General features: G+C 45.2%; 13 protein-coding genes. 7 read left to right on the top strand and 6 right to left on the bottom strand.

The window, feature by feature from the left end:
* Window positions 1-13: 13 nt before the first annotated feature.
* Together J3998_RS06755 and J3998_RS06750 are read right to left on the bottom strand one after the other, a co-directional pair.
* Window positions 14-259, bottom strand: coding sequence for a hypothetical protein (locus J3998_RS06755; RefSeq protein ID WP_208149022.1), 246 nt, complete (start codon window positions 257-259; stop codon window positions 14-16).
* Window positions 260-476: 217 nt separating this feature from the next.
* Window positions 477-959 carry a hypothetical protein gene (locus tag J3998_RS06750; RefSeq protein WP_208149020.1) on the bottom strand — a complete coding sequence of 161 codons (483 nt, stop codon included), beginning with the start codon at window positions 957-959 and terminating at the stop codon, window positions 477-479.
* 235 nt (window positions 960-1,194) lie between these two features.
* Here J3998_RS06750 and J3998_RS06745 point away from each other — a divergent pair, with 235 nt between their 5' ends.
* Window positions 1,195-1,710, top strand: a complete 516-nt coding sequence (locus tag J3998_RS06745) for a DsrE family protein (protein WP_208149018.1) — start codon at window positions 1,195-1,197, stop codon at window positions 1,708-1,710.
* A 185-nt stretch (window positions 1,711-1,895) separates the two neighbouring features.
* Here J3998_RS06745 and J3998_RS06740 read toward each other — a convergent pair whose 3' ends face one another.
* The 3 genes from J3998_RS06740 to gpmI form a co-directional block, all read right to left on the bottom strand.
* On the bottom strand, window positions 1,896-3,305 hold the full coding sequence (locus J3998_RS06740) for an FAD-dependent oxidoreductase (RefSeq protein WP_208149016.1): 1,410 nt from the start codon (window positions 3,303-3,305) through the stop codon (window positions 1,896-1,898).
* A gap of 21 nt (window positions 3,306-3,326) precedes the next feature.
* Window positions 3,327-7,817 (bottom strand): glutamate synthase large subunit, encoded by a 4,491-nt coding sequence (gltB, locus tag J3998_RS06735; protein ID WP_208149014.1) that lies wholly within the window; start codon window positions 7,815-7,817, stop codon window positions 3,327-3,329.
* A 270-nt stretch (window positions 7,818-8,087) separates the two neighbouring features.
* On the bottom strand, window positions 8,088-9,665 hold the full coding sequence (gene gpmI / locus J3998_RS06730) for a 2,3-bisphosphoglycerate-independent phosphoglycerate mutase (protein ID WP_243750639.1): 1,578 nt from the start codon (window positions 9,663-9,665) through the stop codon (window positions 8,088-8,090).
* 100 nt (window positions 9,666-9,765) lie between these two features.
* Between gpmI and J3998_RS06725 the strand changes: the two genes are divergently transcribed.
* The 4 genes from J3998_RS06725 to J3998_RS06710 all read left to right on the top strand — a co-directional run bounded on the left by J3998_RS06725 (window position 9,766) and on the right by J3998_RS06710 (window position 12,102).
* Window positions 9,766-10,215, top strand: a complete 450-nt coding sequence (locus J3998_RS06725; protein WP_208149012.1) for a rhodanese-like domain-containing protein — start codon at window positions 9,766-9,768, stop codon at window positions 10,213-10,215.
* 29 nt (window positions 10,216-10,244) lie between these two features.
* On the top strand, window positions 10,245-10,499 hold the full coding sequence (gene grxC, locus J3998_RS06720; protein WP_208149009.1) for a glutaredoxin 3: 255 nt from the start codon (window positions 10,245-10,247) through the stop codon (window positions 10,497-10,499).
* 121 nt (window positions 10,500-10,620) lie between these two features.
* On the top strand, window positions 10,621-11,070 hold the full coding sequence (gene secB, locus J3998_RS06715) for a protein-export chaperone SecB (RefSeq protein ID WP_208148999.1): 450 nt from the start codon (window positions 10,621-10,623) through the stop codon (window positions 11,068-11,070).
* A gap of 27 nt (window positions 11,071-11,097) precedes the next feature.
* A complete protein-coding gene (locus J3998_RS06710) occupies window positions 11,098-12,102 on the top strand; it encodes an NAD(P)H-dependent glycerol-3-phosphate dehydrogenase (RefSeq protein ID WP_208148997.1) in 1,005 nt (334 codons plus the stop codon).
* Between the two features lie 138 nt (window positions 12,103-12,240).
* Here the strand turns inward: J3998_RS06710 and J3998_RS06705 are convergent, their stop codons facing one another.
* The gene (locus J3998_RS06705) at window positions 12,241-12,708 is read right to left on the bottom strand and encodes a tRNA (cytidine(34)-2'-O)-methyltransferase (RefSeq protein WP_208148995.1); all 468 of its coding nucleotides are present in this window, start codon (window positions 12,706-12,708) and stop codon (window positions 12,241-12,243) included.
* Window positions 12,709-12,726: 18 nt separating this feature from the next.
* Here J3998_RS06705 and J3998_RS06700 point away from each other — a divergent pair, with 18 nt between their 5' ends.
* The gene (locus tag J3998_RS06700; RefSeq protein ID WP_208148993.1) at window positions 12,727-13,671 is read left to right on the top strand and encodes a dihydroorotate dehydrogenase; all 945 of its coding nucleotides are present in this window, start codon (window positions 12,727-12,729) and stop codon (window positions 13,669-13,671) included.
* Window positions 13,672-13,769: 98 nt separating this feature from the next.
* Entirely contained in the window at window positions 13,770-14,960 is a 1,191-nt protein-coding gene (gene tyrS / locus J3998_RS06695; RefSeq protein WP_208148981.1) for a tyrosine--tRNA ligase, read from the top strand.
* The last annotated feature ends 210 nt before the right edge of the window (window positions 14,961-15,170 follow it).

Below are 15,170 nucleotides of genomic sequence, written 5' to 3'. Positions count from 1 at the left end.
CTCTTATTTCGTTTTAATAGTTGTAACGCAATTGCTCTGCGTCGATATGCAATAAATGCTCCGGCTCGGTCATTTCTTCATTAGCATGTGTACTGATGTGGATTTCATAACTGGTGAAATCGGACTGCTGCACAGCCAATAATTCCTCGGCTATATGCTGTAAATACTCAATATCATCATGCCGCGCTTTAAACACCAATCCATGTTTACCGCAGACTTTCAAAATACAATTCTGGCGATTCAATATACTGTTTTTCATGATAATTCTCCTACTTGATATTCAAGTTATCGGCAAGAAAAATTAAGCATGTAGAGTGCCAGAAATTTACTTGTTATGCCTCTTGTATCGGCATGCTCGGTTTTTAGGTGCCCTAAGTTTATGAGGTATGTGTATTCTTAAGGAGCACCGGAAAAATGATATTTATTAATTAACGGTTTGCCCAAGACAGGAAAGTAACGCGTTAGTCTGTTAAGTTTTAGCTCTTGTTTTTCTCTTGTTTATCCAAATTATCCCAACGGCGTTTTAGGTTGTGGATATAGATGATTAGGATAAAGAAAGAGGTGGAAATCAGACCAAGAATCAATAATGTCCAATTCTCTTCCGGTATGGTTTCGAGCAAAATCAGTTTTCGAATAATTACAACAAAGGCGATTTCCAAAAAGGTCAAGGCGTAGGAAAAGCTGTCGTTGATAAACAAAGCCTTGACTATCGCCAGTACGATCAAGGTGAAAAGGGCATCAGTAAGTAAGATTTTCATAGAAAGAAAATCCAGAGCACCTTGTGCCATTATGAAGCTAAATAGTTTGTCTGTAATGCTAAACAGGCACACCATTAAATAGATGACCATAAAGACGATAAAGAATAAACGTAGTGCATTAACTAAGACAATTAAGCTACTTTCTGCTTGGTTTTGAAAAAGGTTTTGTAAGTGATCGGATACGCTAGGTTTGTGATCCATTTTTGTTTCTCTATTTGGATGGTTCGCTAAGAAGGGGTTCAAAAAATTAAATCATAGCTGCGATCAATTTGCTGAACTATTAAGGGGCAAGGTTGAAAGAAAAGATATGATTTGTCGCGTTTAATCTAGTTTTAGATAAAAAAAGCTAATTGGCAACTATGTAAGGCTTGCACCATAATGTGAAGCTTAAAATTTAGAAAACAACCAGTTAAGCTTAAATTTATTGGAGAATAGGATGCTGATTCATCGTTTTTTTGCCGCGCCGTTACAAATATTATTAGTTTTTTTATTGGGCTTTTTTTCTCAGCAGGTTTATGCAGAAAATTTAAACAACAAAGAAGCTATGAATGGTTTAAAAACCATGCATGTCATCTATGACATTAGAAAATCTAATCCAAAAGCCATGTTAGTTTATTTAAAAGGAATAGAATCCAATCGGCAAAATTTGATTAAAGAAGGTGTTGAACCGCATCAACGTATTATTTTTATTGCCAGCGCAGTCAAGTTTATTACAACTAAGCCTGCTGAAGACGTTGAGCTAGAATATGCCCCGGTTTTAAAAAATATCGCTGCACAAATTGAAAAACTGGTAAGTCTGGGGGTTAAGATGGAAGTTTGCTCAGCAGCTACCCGGGCTTTTAATGTTGATAATGATACCTTATTGCCAGGTATCAAAGCCGTTCGTTCAGGGTTTTTGTCGGTAATGGGCTGGCAAGCTCAAGGGTATCAGCTTGTTCCGGTGTATGACTGATTTTTACTTTAAAAAGTAAAGTTAATTTGCCACATCCTGAAAATGTGTTAGCGCTATTTAGGATGGGTCAATTCTAGTGAAAAAAGCCCAAGTGCATTTCTGCAACTTGGGCTTTTTCGTAAGGCTTGAGATTCCCGTGTCGAGGCCTGCTTCGCAGAATAAACACGAGAATGACAGAGAGAAAATTAAACTTCTAGGAAGTCTAGCATCCCTTCTGCGGCTTTACGGCCTTCTGCGATAGCGTGAACGACTAGAGACGAACCTCGAACCATATCTCCACCGGCAAACACTTTAGGGTTGCTGGTTTGGAATTGGTATAGGCTGTCTTCAGAAGCGACAACACCGTTCCAGTTGTTTAGCTCGATACCGAAGTCAGCAAACCATGCTGGTGGGTTTGGTTGGAAACCGAATGCTACGATAACTGCATCACATGGGATGATTTCTTCCGAACCTTCAACGATTTCAGCGCGACGACGACCGTTTTCGTCCGGCTCGCCCATCTTAGTTTGCACAACCTTGATGCCTTCAACTTTACCATCGCCAACCACTTCTACCGGAGATAGGTTGAATTTGAACTGCACGCCTTCTTCTTTGGCGTTTTTCACTTCCGCGCGAGAACCCGGCATGTTTTCTTCATCACGACGGTATACGCAGTACACTTCGTCCGCGCCTTGGCGAATAGAAGTACGGGTACAGTCCATCGTGGTATCACCACCACCAAGCACCACAACGCGCTTGCCTTCCATTGAAACGTAAGGCTCTGGCGTGTTTTCATAACCTAGGACGTTTTTGACGTTACCGATTAGGAAATCCAGTGCTTTATAAACACCTGGTAGGTCTTCACCCGGGAAACGGCCAGCCATTGGTTTGTAAGTTCCCATCCCTAGGAATACTGCATCATGCTTGTCGATAAGTTCTTGGAACTGAATGTCTTTACCCACTTCAACACCGCAGTGGAATTCGATCCCCATTGATTCAAGAATCTGACGACGTTTCTGCACCACTTCTTTGTCAAGTTTGAATTGTGGGATACCGAAAGTCAGTAGACCACCAATTTCAGGCTGCTTTTCGTAAACGACCGGCTTAACACCGTTACGGATTAGGATGTCCGCTGCGGCGATACCCGCAGGACCGGCACCAACGATAGCAACGGTTTTGTCTGTCATCACGACGTCAGATAGGTCTGGTTCCCAGCCCATGGCAAACGCGGTATCAGTGATGAATTTTTCAACCTGACCGATGGTAACCGCACCGAAGTTAGTATCTTCAAGGGTACAGGCTTGTTCACATAGACGGTCTTGCGGACAGATACGCCCACACATTTCCGGTAGCGAGTTTGATTTATGAGAAATCTCGGCCGCTTCCATAATGTTGCCTTCAGCAACCAGTTTCAACCAGTTAGGGATGTAGTTGTGAACCGGACATGCCCACTCACAGTATGGGTTGCCACAGTGCAGACAACGGTCTGCCTGTGCCATCGCATCTTTCATTTCAAACGGTGAGTAGATTTCCTTGAACTCAACCTTACGTTCTTGTGCCGGCTTCTTTTCAGGAAGCTGGCGGTTTAATTCTAAAAATTGTCTTACATTTGGCATTTTTAAATTCCTTCCAGTTCCTTAGTCAGCTTGTTTCGCGAATAGATCGAATAGATGTTCGATATCAATAGCTCGCGATTTAACTAGCCAGAAATCACGAATCATACGGCTGAAGTTATTTAGAACCTCTTGACCCCAAGCGCTGCCGGTTTTCTCGACATACTCTTCAATCAACTCACGCAAGTAATGACGGTAGGCTTCTGTCTGTTCGGTATCGATGCGGATTGCTTCAACCATTTCAGGGTTGATTTGATCCGGCAGTGTGCGCTCTTGATCAAGAATGAACGCCATACCACCTGACATACCGGCACCAAAGTTAACACCAACAGGGCCAAGCGATACTACCGTACCGCCAGTCATATATTCACAACCGTGATCACCAAGACCGGTTGTTACCGCTACTGCACCTGAGTTACGAACGCCGAAACGTTCACCACCGGTACCGTTTGCGAACAGCTTACCGCCGGTCGCACCGTATAAACAGGTATTACCAACGATTGGCGTAGTCTTAGGATCAAAAACCGAACCTGCTGGTGGGCGAACTACGATTTCACCACCGGCCATACCTTTACCAACGTAATCGTTGGCATCACCTTCTAGGTGAAGGTTTAGACCGTCAACGTTGAACACACCGAACGACTGACCGGCGATACCGGTTAGTTTTAGAGTAATCGGTGCATCTTTCATGCCGTTGTTACCGTATAGGTTAGCAATCTCACCGGCAACACGCGCACCGATTGAACGGCCTGTGTTCACTAGATCGAATGTGAAAGTACCACCAGTTTTGTTTTGGATAGCCGGTAGCGTTTCTTCGACCATGGTTTCAGCGATGAAGCCTTTATCCCATGGCATATTGCGCTCAACTTGAACAGTGTGTGGTTTATCAGCCGGAACGCCGCCGTCGGTCATGAATGCCGATAGGTCGATGTTTTTCTGTTTCTCGGTTAGCGGCTCGTCAATCATCTTAAGCAAATCAACACGTCCAACTAACTCGCCAAGAGTACGTACCCCTAGTTTTGCCAACCATTCACGGGTTTCTTCCGCTACGAACTTGAAGTAATTCATAACCATTTCAGGAAGACCGATGAAGTGTTCCTTACGTAGACGGCTGTCTTGTGTTGCCACACCTACCGCACACGTATTCAAGTGACAGATACGTAGGTATTTACAACCAAGTGCAATCATCGGTACGGTACCGAAACCGAATGATTCTGCACCTAGGATTGCCGCTTTGATTACGTCTAGACCGGTTTTCAGACCACCGTCCGCTTGAACGATAACCTGGCCACGTAGGTCGTTAGCACGCAGTACTTGGTGTGCTTCGGCTAGACCCATTTCGAATGGGTTACCAGCATACTTAACCGATGACATCGGTGATGCACCGGTACCACCATCGTAACCAGAGATGGTGATAAGGTCGGCGTAAGCTTTCGCAACACCGGCCGCGATGGTACCAACACCTGGCTCAGCAACCAGTTTCACAGAAACCAGTGCTTCAGGGTTAATTTGTTTCAAGTCGAAAATCAGCTGCGCCAAATCTTCGATTGAGTAGATATCGTGATGCGGCGGAGGTGAAATTAGCGTTACACCTGGAACCGAATGACGCAGCGTTGCGATCATCTGATTAACCTTGTGACCAGGTAGCTGACCACCTTCACCCGGTTTCGCACCTTGTGCTACTTTAATTTGTAGTACTTCAGCATTACGTAGGTAGTGCGCGGTTACACCGAAACGACCTGATGCGATCTGTTTGATCTTCGACATCTTTTCAGTGCCGTAGCGCGCTGGGTCTTCGGCACCTTCACCTGAGTTAGAGCGAGCGCCTAGACGGTTCATTGCGGTTGCTAGGGCTTCGTGTGCTTCCGGTGATAGGGCGCCTAAAGAGATACCCGCTGAGTCGAAACGTTTGAAGATTGACTCAATTGGCTCAACTTCAGAAATATCGATAGAAGCGATATCGTCTTTGAAAGTCAGTAGGTCACGAATCGTCATTGCCGGACGATTGTTTACTAGGTTCTTAAACTCGTCGTATTTCGCTTGGTTATCGGTTTGTACTGCGTCGCGAATGCTGTTTACAACATCTGGGTTGAAGGCGTGGTATTCGCCACCGTGTACAAACTTGAAGATACCGCCTTGTTTTAGTGCTTTACGCGGGTTGAATGCTTCCCACGCTAGACGACGTTGGTCTAGTTCTAGGTGGTTAAAATCCGAACCTTCGATACGCGATGGTGTACCGATGAAACAAAGGTCAACGATCCCCGTGCTTAGACCGACTGCTTCAAACAGTTGTGAGCCACGATAAGACGTGATGGTTGAAATCCCCATCTTCGACATGATCTTGAATAGACCTTTGTTAACGCCTTTACGGAAGTTAGCGATGTATTTCGCCATGCTCACTTCTGGGTCAAGCTCTTTAGTACGTTGTAGATCAGCGATTGCTTCATACGCTAGGTATGGGTAAACCGCAGTCGCACCGTAACCGAATAGTACTGCGAAGTGATGCGGATCACGTGCGGTACCGGTCTCAACAATAATATTCGCTTCGGTACGTAGGCCGACTTTAATTAGGTGGTGGTGAACCGCACCTGTCGCCATTAACGCAGGAATCGTAGTCAGACCGTTTTCGATGTTCTTATCACTTAGTACAAGCAGTGTTTTGCCGCTTGCAGTCGCTTTTTCTGCGGCTGTGCAAACATCTTTAACGGCTTGCTCAAGACCTTTCTCTTCATGGTTATAGTGCAGAGAAATAATTTCGTGCTGGTAGTCTTCGCTTTCTAGACTCATTAACTGCTGCATCATTGAAGGACTCAGTACCGGAGAGTTCACTTCAAGACGACGTGCATGCTCTGGACCTTCTTCGAACATGTTCAGTTCACGACCGAAACAGGTGTTCAAAGACATGACGATGTTTTCACGTAGCGGATCGATTGGCGGGTTGGTTACCTGCGCAAACATCTGACGGAAGTAGTCGTATAGGTTTCGGGTATTTTTTGAGAAAACAGGGAACGGCGCATCGTCACCCATAGAAACCGTCGGCTCTTGACCATCTTCGGCTAGTACACGGATAACAGCGTCACGCTCTTCAAACGTGACTTGGAAATATTTCTGATAAGTATCAGCAGTTTTCTCGTCCCAGTTTTCGGTTGGCTGGTCGGCATTCAGCTTCTCTTCAAGCTGCATGTAACCTTTATCCATCCACTCGCGATATGGTTTTTGGCTCTTCAACTGATCGTCGATGACTTCTGGTTTTAGTAGTTCACCGTTTTCAAGGTCAACCGCAATCATTTGGCCTGGCTTCAAGCGGCCTTTTTCAACCACGTCTTCCGGTGCGTAGTTGTAAACACCGATTTCTGAAGCGAAAGTGATGTGACGGTCTTTAGTAATAACGTAACGCGTTGGGCGCAGACCGTTACGGTCAACACCACAAATTGCGTATTTACCTGTGTTCAGTACCATACCTGCCGGGCCGTCCCAAGGTTCCATGTGCATGGAGTTGTACTCTAGGAATGCTTTTTTGTCTGGGTCCATATGCGGAATGTTCTGCCACGCAGGCGGAACCAGTAATCGCATCGCTTGGAAAATATGCATATCACCCATGGTCAAAACTTCGATCATGTTATCCAGTGAGTTCGAGTCAGAGCCGGTTTGTGCAACTAACGGTTTTAGTTCGCCTAGGTCAGGAATCAATGGCGTAGCGAATTTCTTTTGACGCGCCAATGCCCAGTTACGGTTACCTTTGATGGTGTTCAATTCACCATTGTGCGCCAAGAAGCGGAATGGCTGTGCCAAGCGCCACTGAGGCGTGGTGTTGGTCGAGAAACGCTGATGGTAAGAGATAACAGAAGAGGCAAATGCTTCGTTTTCTAGGTCGACGTAGAACTTTGGCAGTTCTCGAGGCATCACCAAGCCTTTGTAAGCCAGCAACTGAGAATTTAATGAAGCCACGTAAAAAGTCGCGTCTTGTGGCTCGATTTCCATCTCTGTTTTACGGCGTGCAGTGAATAGTAAACGGTTGAAATCGCCTTCGGCCATGCCTTCTGGAGCATTAACGAAAATCTGTTCGATAACCGGTTCCATGCCCGCTGCTTGTTCACCAAGAACTGCCGAGTTAACAGGAACTTTACGCCAACCGACAACATCAAGACCTTTGCTTGTTAGAAAACCTTCTAAAGTAGAACGGGCTGTCTCTGCTTTCGCTTGGTCTTGGTTTAGGAAAATCATCCCTGCTGCATACAGAGCATTTAGCTGGAAGCCTTGTTCTTCGGCAACCGCGCTCAAGAAGGCTTGAGGTTTTTTGATTAGAAGTCCACAACCGTCACCGGTACAACAGTCCGCGGCAACACCACCACGGTGAGTCATATTGGCCAGAGATTCGATAGCAGTTTGAACTACCCAGTGGCTTGGTTTGTCGTCCATATTGGCGATCAAACCAAAACCACAGTTCTCTTTTTCAAACTCTGGCGAGTAGAGGCCTTTCAGATTCAGGCCTGCGTGCGATTGTAGTGGATTCATAATCAGTTCCTGTTTGTCATCTGCTTACCGGAATGCCGCTTAGTGCATTGATTTGTAAGCGATTTATTTATTTTGACGCGTTTAAAAATAAAATTTGGGCGCGAGATTATACTTTGGATGCACAATAAAAGGCAATTGTATCGATTGCGTTAATGAATTTCCATAAGCAAGTGCTAATGGAATAGAGTTTAGTGTGCGATCTATAAAAACGCAAAAAGACCAGTGCGGATTTGTGCCCGCAGTGGTCTTACAAAAGGCATTAATTGGAAGTTATTTCGCAATTAAGCTTACGCCGTCCATTTCTTCTGGTTGAGGGATTTCCATCAAGTCCAGTAAGGTTGGCATAACATCGGGTAGTCGACCTCCGTCACGTAGTGCCACTTTTTTCGGCCCGAAGTATGCAAGTGGAACCGGGAAAGTAGTGTGCGAAGTGAATGGCTCGCCAGTTTCAGGGTCTTGCAACATTTCGATATTGCCGTGGTCAGCGGTGATAATGCATTGGCCGCCGGCTTTTTCGATGGCGTCTAGAATTTTGCCTAGCGCTTCGTCAACCGCTTCCACTGCTTTGATACAAGCTTCAAGAATACCGCTGTGTCCGACCATATCCGGGTTAGCGATATTACAAACGAAAGTGTCGTAAGTTCCTGAACCAATCGCTTCAACCAATTTTTCGGTCAGTTCAGGTACCGACATTTCCGGTTGCAGATCGTAGGTGCGAACTTTTGGCGAAGGAATCAGAATACGATCTTCACCACGGTATGGTGCTTCAACGCCGCCGTTTAGGAAGAAAGTGACATGCGCGTATTTTTCGGTTTCGGCAATACGTAGTTGACGTAGCTTGTAGTTGGCGATGACTTCGCCAAAAGTGTTTTTCAAGTTGGTTGGACGATATGCAATAGTCGCGCCGAAATTCTCGAAGTTTTTATGGTATTCGGTTAGGGTCACAAATGCAGAAAGTAACGGTGTTGCACAACGGTGGAATTCGGCAAAGTCGCTTAAGATAAAGGCACGAGTCAATTGACGAGCACGATCAGAGCGGAAATTCATGAAAATAACGGAATCACCGTCCTTGACTTTACTCTTCTTGCCTTTCTTGTTTAGGATTGACGTCGGTTGAATAAATTCATCGGTTTCGCCGCGCGCATAAGCTAAGTCAATTGCTTCCTGTGCCGACTCTACTTTAAATTCCGATTTGCCGCAGGCAATCAGACTATAAGCCGCTTCAGTTCGGTCCCAGCGAGTATCGCGATCCATCGCATAGAAACGGCCGATAATTGAGCCGATGCTAACATCGCCTTTAAGTTCGGCAATAAATGCTTCGATTTCGGCAATGTATTTAGGGGCGCTTTGTGGTGCAGTATCACGGCCGTCAGCAAAAATATGCAGAACAGTTTTTGCGCCTTGCTCGGAAGAAAGTTTTAGTGCAGCTTTAATATGCGCGATGTGCGAGTGTACACCGCCGTCTGATAGCAAGCCGATGATGTGTACTACTCGGTCTCGTTGAATTGCTTTATCAACCGCATTGTGCAACGCGTTGTTATTATAAAAACGGCCATCATCAATATCTTTCTGAATGCGGGTTAGTTCCTGATAAACCACTCGGCCGGCACCTAGGTTGGTATGACCCACTTCTGAGTTACCCATTTGGCCGCTCGGTAAACCAACATCCATGCCTGAAGTACTGATCAAGGTGTTTGGGTTGTTCGCCATTAATTTATCGAAGTTTGGCGTATTGGCTTGCGCGATAGCATTGTGTTCGCGTTCCTCACGATGTCCCCAACCATCCAAGATGATCAGCCCTGTCGGGCGCTGTTTGATTTTGATTTTTGGCTTCAGTTCTTGACCCATTTTTTCGGTACCATTTAATTTTTCTATAAATTCCATTTATTGTAGCGATTTACACTGTTAAAATCACGTGGTTTGATTCCACTCTAGCAAGGGAAAGTGAATGTTTAGTGAATTTGTGCAAGAACAGTACTTGCTGTTTATTGCTTTAATCGTTGTAATTGCGATGTTGGTTTATAGCTATGTTGGCGATAAATTAGCTGGATTTAAGACAATCGGCGCCGATGAAGCGATCCGTTTGTATAATGATGATGCCTTTGTTTTGGACGTGCGTTCATCTGGCGAGTACCGCGACGGTTATATTGGCAATGCGACCAATATTTCGGTTGGTGATCTAGCTGGCAAGGTGAATCAACTTCCGCAAGATAAGGATGCGCCGATTTTGGTTTATTGTCTCAGCGGAGGACGTTCTTCTCGCGCAGCGATGACGTTGGTGAAAAACGGTTACACCGCGGTGAATAACTTACGCGGCGGTATTACTGCATGGAAAGCAGCCGGTTTACCTGTTGGTAAAGAGCGTTCAAAAAAAAACAAAAAAAAGCAAAGCAGCTAAAAAGTTCGGTTGCGACAAAGGAGCAGAATATGCCTCAAGTAACGATTTATCTAACCCGAAGCTGCCCGTTTTGTAATATGGCAAAGCGCCTTTTAGATGGTAAAGGTGTACAGTACGAAACTATCGACATCGGTAATGACCGTGATGCATGGGCGGCAATGGAAGCCAAAACGGGTCGTAACACTGTGCCGCAGATATATATCGGTGAAACACATGTTGGCGGTTTTGACGATCTGTCTGCTGCAGATAAGAGTGGTCAGCTTGATCAGCTACTTAACGGCTAAGATCATAAGTAACCGTTTATTGAATTTTAAGGCAAGCTTTAACGCTTGCCTTTGTGCTTTGTAGCGAAGCGAAATTTTTATGTGCCTGCAAAGGTGAAAATTTAATTTTTTAGGAACCATTATGTCTGAACAAGAACAAGCGTTTTCGATTCAAAAAATTTATACCAAAGACATCTCTTTCGAGTCTCCGAATACTCCAGAACTTTTTACCACTGATTTTCAGCCACAGTTGTCGGTTGATTTGAATGTTGAAAGTTCAAAGTTAGGTGATGATGTCTACCATGTTGTCGTTCGTGTAACGGCAACCACTAAGGTAGAAGATAAAACTGCTTTCCTTTGCGAAGTTGAGCAAGCAGGTATTTTTACCATTAAAGGTTTTGAAGATGCGGAAGTGGGGTATTTGCTGGGTGCCGGTTGTCCGAACACACTATTCCCTTACGCACGTGAAGTGGTTTCCGATCTGGTGCAGCGTGGTGGTTTCCCGCAGCTATTGCTTGAGCCGGTTAACTTTGATGCGATGTACCATAGCCATCTGCAAAGCCAGCAAGGTGAACAACCGACTGCTCAATAAGGTTTCACGCGCTCAATGAATCAAACCATGCAAAAGATTGCGGTCTTGGGTGCCGGTGCTTGGGGAACCGCTTTGGCGATTCACCTAGCGCGTGTTGGTCATTCGGTCACGCTTTGGAGTCATTCCGAGGCGAGTGCCAAGCAATTACGCACTGCCCGTGAAAACGCGCGTTACTTGAAAGGGTGTCCGTTTCCGGAAAGCTTGCAGGTTACTGCTGATTTAGCCAAGTCGGTTTCTGAAGTCGATGGCGTTTTATTGGTGGTGCCGAGTCATGTCTTTCGTGAAGTGCTGCAACAGTTGGAACCGTTGCTTGCTGTCCAACGTCCGCATATTGCTTGGGCAACCAAAGGTTTTGAGCCGGATTCGCTTCTGCTGTTGCATAAAGTGGCGAAAGAGGTTTTGGGACAAGATACACCTTTAGCGGTTTTGTCCGGCCCGACATTTGCCGAAGAAGTGGCGCATGGTTTGCCGACTGCGATGGTCAGCGCATCCAAAAGCAGCGATGAAGCGGATTTTTGGGCGCAAGCGTTTCACTATGATAATTTTCGTATCTACACTCAGGACGATGTGGTTGGTGTTGAAGTGGGTGGCGCTTATAAGAATATTATGGCGATTGCCACCGGTGTTTCGGACGGCTTAGGCTTAGGCGCAAATGCCCGTGCCGCTTTAATCTCACGTGGTATGGCGGAAATGATGCGTCTAAGTCAGGCGCTTGGCGGTAACACTGAAACCATGATGGGTTTGGCTGGTTTAGGCGATTTGGTTTTGACCTGCACCGATGATTTATCGCGTAATCGTCGTTTCGGTTATCAACTGGCGCAAGCCGGTGCGCAAGTCGACGCGGTGATTGAAAATATCGGTCAGGTTGTCGAAGGGGTCAAAGCGGTTCGTGCGGTACATCAGTTGTCGGAAAAATTGGAACTAGACTTGCCGATTATGCAGCAGGTATATCGTCTAATTGAAGGTGATATTAGCCCTCAGCAAGCGGCACAAGCTTTATTGGCGCGAGATGGTAAAGCGGAAGCCGAATAACTTTTATAAATCGGTTTTGAGTGCTTAGACTTTTGTATTTGGGATGAAAAACTTTCTCAATCAAGGCGCAAAGAGTGATGTTTAGTTTGTCTAAATGAACGATTTGCAACACAGAGTGAGGACGTTTTTCGCCCAAACTTAATTTAGGCTCATATTAAAGTCGAGCTGTCGCCATGCTTCATAGGCCATTACTGATACTGCATTCGCTAGGTTAAGGCTACGACCGCCCGGCACCATTGGAATAGTCAGGCGCTGTTCAAATGGTAGGCTTTCGATAACTTCTTTCGGAAGTCCACGGCTTTCCGGCCCGAATAAAAACGCATCGCCGTCGACAAATTTTTCATCGGTATAATAACGAGTGGTTTTTGTGGTGAGGGCGAAAACCCGATTCGGTTGAATGGCATCAAGGCAAGCCTGTAGATTGGCGTGTTCATGAACATTGGCCAGTTCACCGTAATCAAGGCCGGCACGGCGTACTTTCTTTTCACTTAAATCGAACATGATTGGGTGGATTAGATGTAAATGCGCGCCCATATTGGCACTTAGGCGGATTAAAGCGCCAGTGTTTTGTGGGATCTCCGGCTCATAAAGAATAATATGCAACATAATTAGGAAGTCATCTGTATGGATTTGTCAGTCAATATTTGCGGCATGCAATGCCAATCACCTGTGGCCATGGCCTCGGGTAACGCAGGATACGGCATAGAATACCCGTCTGTCTATGGCTTTTCCAATAAGGATGTCGGTGCGGTGTTTTTAAAAGGCACTACGCTTGAGCCAAAATTGGGCAATAAGCCGGAACGAGTGATGGAATCGCCGAGCGGTTTATTGAACTCTGTTGGCTTACAAAACCCGGGTGCGCGCGAAGTGATTGAGAAATATCTGCCGCAACTGAATATGAGCGATACGCAATATATCATTAACGTTTCCGGTTCTTCGATTGAAGAATATGCCGAAGTGGTTCGTCTATTTGATCAAACTGCACTGCCGGCAATGGAGATTAATATCTCTTGTCCAAACGTTAAAAAAGGTGGTGCCGCTTTTGGTAATGATCCTGAGATGGCTGCCCGCGTGGTTGAGGCCTGTCGTGCTAATACGACTAAACCGCTGATTGTGAAGCTATCGCCTAACCAAACCGATATTGCCGAAGGTGCGCGCCGAGTGATTGATGCCGGAGCGGACGCGCTTTCTGCGATTAATACCTTAATGGGCATGCAGATTGATGTGCATTCACGCAAGCCGACTTTAGGGAATAACCAAGGTGGTTTGTCTGGGCCGGCGATTAAACCGGTTGCGTTATTAAAAGTGCATCAGGTTTATCAGGTTGCAAAACAGCATAATGTTCCGATTATCGGTTTAGGCGGGATTGCATCAGCCGAAGATGCAATTGAGTTTTTCCTTGCCGGCGCGTCGATGGTGGCGATCGGTACTGCGGTGGCGAAAGATCCTTTGATTGTAAAAAAGGTGAATAAAGGCATTGCCAAATATATGCAGCAGCATGGTTACAATTCAGTTGCGGAAATGACAGGCAAGTTGCAACTAAATACAGATACCGTGTTGTGCGGTTAGCAAAGTCTTTTTGGGCAATCTCTGTGTTGTTGGATTTTTCTCGCAGCGCGGTATAGGTTTACAGAATTTTAAAAAAACTAAATTTGATTTGAATAGAAATGAAAACAGTACAAGAACAATTAGCCATTATTAAGCGTGGCGCAGAAGAGATTCTGGTTGAAAAAGAATTAATCGAAAAATTAGAAAGCGGCAAGCCGTTACGAGTGAAAGCCGGCTTTGATCCTACAGCACCGGATTTGCACTTAGGTCACACCGTTCTAATTAATAAGTTGAAGCAGTTCCAAGATTTAGGGCATGAAATATTGTTCTTAATCGGTGATTTTACGGCAATGATTGGTGACCCAACCGGTAAAAGTGCGACGCGTCCACCATTGTCAGCGGAAGATATTGAAAAGAATGCCGAGACTTATAAGGAGCAGGTCTTCAAAATTCTTGATCCGGAAAAAACCACGGTCATGTTTAACTCAGAGTGGATGGGTGAAATGTCTGCGGCGGATATGATCAAGCTGGCGGCGACACAAACCGTTGCTCGTATGCTGGAGCGTAACGATTTTGAAGATCGTTATAAGTCTGGTACGCCAATTGCGATTCATGAATTCCTATATCCATTGGTTCAAGGTTACGATTCCGTCGCGATGGATGCCGATATTGAATTAGGTGGTACTGACCAGAAGTTCAATCTATTAATGGGGCGAACTCTGCAATCGCACTACGGTAAAAAACCGCAATGTACTTTAACCATGCCAATTCTTGAAGGTTTGGATGGTGTGCAGAAGATGTCTAAGTCACTAGGTAACTACATCGGTATTAAAGATGAACCGAATGATATGTTCGGTAAAGTCATGTCGGTTTCTGATGAATTAATGTGGCGTTACTATGAATTACTGTCTTTTGAATCAATGGAAACGATTGAAGGTTTAAAGCAAGCTGTAGCCGATGGTGAAAACCCGCGTAACGTTAAAGTCAAACTAGCAATGGAATTGATTGCGCGTTTCCATAATAAAGAAGCGGCTGAATCTGCACTAAAAGATTTTGAAACCAAATTCTCTAAAAATGCTATTCCAGATGATATGCCTGAAGTAACCCTTGAAGGTGAGTTGCCGTTAGCGAACTTACTTAAAGAATCCGGTTTGGTGCAAACCACTTCTGAAGCACACCGTATGACTAAGCAGGGTGCAGTACGAATCAATGGAGAAAAAGTTGATGACTCGCGTCAAGTTATTCCTGCTAATACCACTTCGGTATACCAAGTTGGGAAGCGTAAATTTGCCCGTGTAACGATTAGTTAACAGCTAAATCATCGCTCTCTGTATAAAAGCCGCTATGAATAAGCGGCTTTTTGCATTTCTGGGTTAGAGAATGTGTGAGTGAAAGGGTAGGTATGAGTTAGTTTTGTGGAAAACTCTGTGGATAAGGTGTGAGTTTGTGGGTATAAAGGACGGGTTGGCACTGTTTTTGAATTTTTTTGTTATTTTTGCGAAAAAAGTGAAAAAAAGGGT

Origin of the sequence: Thiomicrorhabdus marina, from assembly GCF_017571465.1 — a bacterium.
GTDB classification, from domain to species: Bacteria; Pseudomonadota; Gammaproteobacteria; order Thiomicrospirales; family Thiomicrospiraceae; genus Thiomicrorhabdus; species Thiomicrorhabdus marina.
This window is presented reverse-complemented; position numbering and strand designations above follow the sequence as displayed.